This is a genomic window from Ruminococcus sp. 210702-SL.1.03, assembly GCF_020559915.1.
Classification (GTDB): domain Bacteria; phylum Bacillota; class Clostridia; order Oscillospirales; family Ruminococcaceae; genus YE71.
Map to the genome: position 1 here is coordinate 1 of NZ_JAJCLZ010000052.1, position 6,127 is coordinate 6,127.

The 6,127-nt window shown below is 40.4% G+C and carries 8 protein-coding genes; all 8 read left to right on the forward strand.

Going from position 1 to position 6,127, the window contains the following annotated elements; translation table 11 throughout:
- Nucleotides 1-494 (forward strand): hypothetical protein (locus tag LI114_RS12885; protein ID WP_227221022.1); only part of this gene is annotated, 494 nt, incomplete at its 5' end.
- A 453-nt stretch (nucleotides 495-947) separates the two neighbouring features.
- Nucleotides 948-1,163 carry a hypothetical protein gene (locus LI114_RS12890; protein WP_117893374.1) on the forward strand — a complete coding sequence of 72 codons (216 nt, stop codon included), beginning with the start codon at nucleotides 948-950 and terminating at the stop codon, nucleotides 1,161-1,163.
- Complete coding sequence (locus LI114_RS12895; RefSeq protein WP_117878252.1) at nucleotides 1,153-1,497, forward strand: type II toxin-antitoxin system PemK/MazF family toxin; 345 nt, start codon at nucleotides 1,153-1,155, stop codon at nucleotides 1,495-1,497. The genes LI114_RS12890 and LI114_RS12895 overlap by 11 nt, the downstream gene beginning before the upstream one ends.
- On the forward strand, nucleotides 1,490-1,648 hold the full coding sequence (locus LI114_RS12900; protein ID WP_022126950.1) for a hypothetical protein: 159 nt from the start codon (nucleotides 1,490-1,492) through the stop codon (nucleotides 1,646-1,648). The genes LI114_RS12895 and LI114_RS12900 overlap by 8 nt, the downstream gene beginning before the upstream one ends.
- A 12-nt stretch (nucleotides 1,649-1,660) precedes the next feature.
- Nucleotides 1,661-1,774 carry a DUF3789 domain-containing protein gene (locus LI114_RS12905; protein WP_022288207.1) on the forward strand — a complete coding sequence of 38 codons (114 nt, stop codon included), beginning with the start codon at nucleotides 1,661-1,663 and terminating at the stop codon, nucleotides 1,772-1,774.
- Nucleotides 1,775-1,846: 72 nt separating this feature from the next.
- On the forward strand, nucleotides 1,847-3,388 hold the full coding sequence (locus LI114_RS12910; RefSeq protein WP_227221023.1) for a recombinase family protein: 1,542 nt from the start codon (nucleotides 1,847-1,849) through the stop codon (nucleotides 3,386-3,388).
- 139 nt (nucleotides 3,389-3,527) lie between these two features.
- Entirely contained in the window at nucleotides 3,528-4,520 is a 993-nt protein-coding gene (locus LI114_RS12915) for a recombinase family protein (protein ID WP_227221025.1), read from the forward strand.
- Nucleotides 4,459-6,075, forward strand: coding sequence for a recombinase family protein (locus LI114_RS12920; RefSeq protein ID WP_227221024.1), 1,617 nt, complete (start codon nucleotides 4,459-4,461; stop codon nucleotides 6,073-6,075). Before LI114_RS12915 ends, LI114_RS12920 begins: the two co-directional genes overlap by 62 nt.
- Nucleotides 6,076-6,127 lie beyond the last annotated feature (52 nt).

Consider the following 6,127-nt stretch of genomic DNA (forward strand, 5'->3'; position numbering starts at 1 on the left):
GCGGAAGTGAAAAGTATTCCGAATTTACTGAAGCTGAGTATCTCAAAGCGAAGGAGGATGAAAACCGTTGGTTTATCAGCTTTGGCGACAGCGTTCTGGAATGCGAGGAAAGCCAGTATTCGGATCACTTTTCCAAGAAAGATCACGGAGAATATACGCAAAAGGATAGGAACTGGAAGAAGGTCATCCCCCTCTCATTGGAGCAGTATACATACGGCGGAAATTACGAGCAGAAGATTCTCAAGGACAGTACAGTTGTTCCGCTTGAGGAGCGTATCTTAGAGCAGTTAGACTTGGAGCATGACTTGGTAAAGCTCAAAAAAGTCATGAAAAAGCTCAAGCCATACGAACGTGAAATTATTTATCAGCTTTTTTGGATGAATAAAAGTCAGAATGATCTTGCCAAGAAATATAGCGTAACCAGACAAACAATGCACGAAAAAGTACATCGTATTTTGGTGAAAGCGCTGAAATTATTTGAAAACGAAAAATAAATCCCTTACAAATCTCAATTTCGTTGCCAGTAAGTAGTGAAGGGAAAAATCAATGAAAATAATTCGGAGAATTTTCCCGACAGAAACTTGACAACAGAATATCAACTCTGCAAGTACGTTAATCACACGGTCGGTATGAAATCTCGGCAGCCAAATGTGATGTCCGCCATGACCTTGAAAAAGCGAGCGATAAAGACAAGTCACAGACCTTTGGACAGCATCCAAAGTCGGCGATGAAACGTGTGAGGATAATGATACTTCCCAGTGAGGGCTAAGAGAGCGGGTGAGAGTCCCATGATGCGGTTACGCTGACCGCAGCTTGCAGAGTTCCGGGCGTGACGGGTATCGGGGATAAATATCATGCAAAGGCAAAACGAATTATTACGGCGGTTTGCGTAAAATGCAGATCGCCGTTTTTACATAATATTTAAACTATTTCAGAGGTGAAATACAATGGAAAATATAAAGGAAAAACTAATGAATACAGAAAGATTTTATGGTATCAGAATTCCTCCTGCTATATGTATTCTGCCTACATATCATCCATGCTGTGGCTGTGTGTGGTATGACAGGAATACAGACGTACTGTTCTGTCCGTTTCATAGCTGCGTGAGATACAAAAAAGGCTTTGAAGTTCCAAAGAAAAAGGTGAATGAAAATGCTGATTAAACGTGGAGATATATTTTATGCAGACCTGAATCCTGTGGTCGGCTCGGAGCAAGGCGGCATTCGTCCTGTTTTGGTGGTGCAGAATGACGTAGGAAACAGACATAGTCCTACAGTAATCGTTGTGCCGATATCGTCTGTAAGAAAAAAGAATTTGCCTGTGCATATTCAGATAAGATGTTCAGAACTGCCAAAAAATTCAACAGTTCTTGCGGAGCAGATACGAACGATAGACAGATACCGACTGAAAAGTTACGTGGGTTCAGTTGATTTTGAACTTATGGAAAAAGTAGAAAAAGCGATGAAAATAAGTATAGGAGTTGATTTTGATGACTAAATTCGGACAGGCAGAATACAGCGATTTTATGGCAAAAGTATTTGCCGATAAACTGGATAAAATTCTTGAACAAGACGAAAAACAGAGTTTCAACAGCAAAAATACAGAGGATATATACAGTCAGTTTCCGTCTTCAAGGGACGCAGCATAAGGAGGTTCAGAAATGGTAGGATTTATTATTGGATTGCTTGCAGGCGGTACAGCGGGAGTATTCACAATGTGTCTCTGTACTGCGGCAAAGCAGGCAGATGAAAATATGTCAAATTCGGACAAGTAATTTTGTCAGGTTTGGTGATACCATTCTGAAAAGATTTGTGGTATTCTTGTTGGTTGAAAGGAGAGTGAGAAAATGCCGACAGTAACGGTGATACAGCCTACAATATCAGAAGAACAAAATACAAAAATTCGTTGCGCCGCATATTGCCGAGTATCAAGCGATTCTGAAGATCAGCTTAACTCATTTATGGCTCAGATGAGGTATTATAGTCAGGTGTTCGATAATTCGGAAACAGAGGAACTCATCGACATATATGCTGACGAGGGTATCACAGGAACCCGTGAGGACAAGCGTGACGAGTTTCAGAGACTTATGAAGGATTGCCGAAAAGGAAAAATTGACAGAATTTATACAAAGTCCATAAGCCGTTTTGCCCGAAACACAAGGGATTGTCTGAAAAACGTCAGAGAGCTTAAATCGCTTGGTATCACAATATATTTTGAGAAAGAAAACATTGATACTGCCAATATGACCGATGAAATGATGATTACAATTATGGGCGGTCTGGCGCAGGAGGAATCAACTTCGATCTCGCAGAACTTGCGTTGGGGTATAAAAAAGAGAATGGAGAACGGCACAATAAAAATGTGTACTCCAGTTTTCGGATACGAACTTGTTGACGGAAATTTGATTTTAAAATCTGATGAGGCTGAAATAGTACGGCAGATATTTGATTGGTATCTGAATGGATATGGTTTGGCGGCTATAGCCCAAATGCTGAATGCTCTCAAAATAGAAAGGTTCGGCAGAACAAGTCATTGGACAGCAAGTACGGTTGGGGTTATGCTTAGAAATGAAAAGTATATAGGTGATCAGCTGTTCCAGAAAAAGTATACTACAGATACACTTCCGTTTCGACAGGTAGTAAATAAAGGCGAACGAGATCAATACTATTATTCCGACAGGCACAAGCCCATAATTTCAAGAGATGATTTTGATAAGGTTCAGAATATTTTAGCGGAGCATAAGAAATCGTTTAAAGGATTGAAGCAAGATCATATATTTGCAAAGAAGATTTACTGCGGAGAGTGCGGTTCAACATTTAAGTTTAAATGCAGAAAAAATAAAAATTATTGGGTGTGCCGACTGCATGATGCAGAGTCTGATAAATGTTCAAATAAGCAGATTTTAGAGGCGAATGCCATATCGGCATTTATAATGTTATGCAATAAGCTGTGGTACAACTATAAACAGATACTTCTCCCCTGTCAAGCAGCTTTACAGGATTTAAAGCTGAAAAAATTCAGCGGAAAAACTCAGGTAATGGACATACACAAGGAAATAGCCAAACTTCGAGAACAGGCTCACGTTCTTGCGAGATTGAAAACGAAAGGATTTCTGGACGAGGCAAAATACCTTGAACAAACCACTGAATTGACGGCGAAAATCAACAAGCTTCAGACGGAACTGAAAAAGCTTACACGCTCCGACGACGAGGACGAAATGCTTGAACAGATAGAAATGCTGATTGATTTTTTTGAAAAGCGAGAAAATATCATGATTGATTTTGATGAATCGGCGTTTGAGAATATCGTTGAGAAAATTGTTGTTATAGATCAGCATGAGCTGGAGTTTCATTTGATTGGCGGATTGAAGTTCAAAGAAAAGATATAACGGAAAGTGCCTTGCAGTAAAATTGCAGAGCTTTTCTTTGTTGGTTTTGGTACTGGATTTCCGCAGAATTTTGTAGTATTGTTGTACATGGAGGTGAAATTAGATGCCCAAAAACAGAGTAATACCGTTCGGCTACTGCATGAAGAACGGCGAAATAACTACCAACCCGAAAGAAGTTTGCGCAGTATCAACGATTTTCAGAGAATATCTGAACGGCAGCAGTTTACTTCAAATTGCAAAGCTGATGGAGTCCGAAAAAATACGATATACTGAGGATTCTGACCGTTGGAACAAAAATATGGTCAAGAGAATAATCGAAAATGAGAAATATCTGGGAACTGACAAATATCCGCAGATAATTGATAAGGATATTTTCAATCAGGCAAATGAAAAGCGGATAAGAAAGGCTAATACGCTTAATCTGGTATGCAATGATTTACAGGAAATCAGAAAGGTTACATACTGTGCCGAATGCGGAGAAAAGCTTTTCAGAAAAACTAACGGCAAGGGACGTGAATATTGGAACTGCGGAAATCCCGATTGCTTTAAATATGAATATCGACTGACAGATCAAATGATAATAGGTGCAGTGCTGACCGTTTTAAACACTGCTATTGCAAATCCAAGCCTATTAGAGTACGGCGGCGAGATAAGCACATATTCTCCTACTGCCGATGTTATCCGTAAGCAAAATGAAATTAATCAGATGACAGATTCTGCACAGATTGATTTTGACAGAGTGAAAGCTGAGATTTTCAGGCTTGCCGAGCTGAAATATGATTGCTGTACCTACAATAACAGTCCGCAGAAAACAGATGAAATCAAGGCACTTCTTAAAAATCACGAACAATTAAATACGTTGGATATTGGCTTATTCAAAGCGTGTGTTTCACGAATTTGGATAAGCCATTTTTGTACCATAGAGGTTGAACTCATAAATGGAGTGCGAATTAAAAATATAACGGAGAAGGACAATTTGAAAGCAAAGCTTTCAAATGCGAGTTTTGACCTTTGCGGACAAAGTCCGCAATTTGCTGCGCAAACCGTTCAAAACATCGAGGAGGTAAATAATGAGCACAGCATCGAATGTAACGATAATTCCTGCCAAAGCGCAGACGGAAATAAACCGTGATAAATATCACCAATTGAGGGTTGCCGCATACTGCCGTGTAAGTACAGAGCAAGAGGAACAGCAAAACAGCTATCAGGTGCAGATTGCATATTACACCGATTTAATTAATCGAAAGAAAGAATGGACGCTTGCAGGAATATTTGCAGACGAAGGAATTTCAGGCACTCAAACGAAAAAACGTACCGAGTTTAACCGCATGATTAGGATGTGCAAGAACAAAAAAATTGACCTTGTGATAACTAAGTCGATATCAAGATTTGCTAGAAATACCGTGGATTGCCTTGAATATGTTCGACAACTTAAAGACTTGGGGATAGGCGTTATTTTTGAAAAGGAAAATATAAACACGCTGACAATGACAAGCGAATTTATGATTGCTTTGTACGGCAGTTTCGCCCAGGCTGAGAGTGAATCCATAAGCAAAAATGTAAGCTGGGGCAAAGAAAAGGCTTTCCGTGAGGGCAAGGTACAGTTTCAGTATAAATATCTTCTCGGCTACAAAAAAGGGGCGGACGGCAAGCCCGAAATTGTACCTGATGAAGCTGAAACAGTAAGACTGATTTACACGCTGTACCTTGACGGATACACGCTTTTAAATATCGCAGATACGCTTATGGCTCAGGGCAGAAGGACGGCTACAGGCAAAAATATCTGGAGTAAAGGCGAGGTTCAGCGGATTCTGAAAAACGAGAAATATGTCGGCGACGCACTTCTGCAAAAGACTTTCACGGTGGACTGCATAACTCACAAAGTGGTGAAAAATAACGGAGAGCGACCGATGTATCTGGTTACTGACCATCACGCTCCGATAGTTGACCGTGACACATATAACCGAGTACAACAGGAACTTGCAAGGCGCACTTCCAAGCGAAAAATCAGTGATAACACCAAAACTGAGCAAGGCAAATACAGCGGAAAATATGCGTTATCCGAGTTGCTGATATGCGGTCACTGCGGAACTCCATACAGACGCAGGATATGGTCAAGAAACGGTAAAATGCAGGTGGTCTGGCGTTGCATAAGCAGATTGGAACACGGCAAAAAGTATTGTCCCGATTCGCCTACGATCAAGGAAGAACAGCTCCATAAGGCGATAATCAGGGCAATAAATAATTACTATTCCTGCCGTGATGATATTGTGAGGATTTTGAAAGCAAATATCGGCTCGGTACTTGAATGTCAGGGTCAGGAGGATATTTTAGCTGCCGAAAAAAGGCTTAGGGAAATCGACCAAGCAAGAAATGATTTAGTCGGATTGATAGCTTCGGGCGGCTGCGATGAGGATAAGCTTGACAGTGAGTTTGCAAAGCTTTATTCGGAAGAACAAAGTTTGAGTGAACGATTGGAAATGCTCAAGTCACAGAATAAAACGTCACAAGAAACCCAAGCCAAGCTCGATAAGATCATGGATATGATAGAGCATGAAAAGTTTGAATTGGAAACCTTTGATAATGTGCTGATACGCAAATTAATCGAGTGCATAAAAGTACTGAGTAAGACCGAAATACTGGTGATTTTCAAGGGCGGATATGAGGTCAGGGCTGAAATTGAATAACGATTAAAATTTACGGCTTGCGGAGAAATCTGCAAGCTGTTTTTGTTGGGAG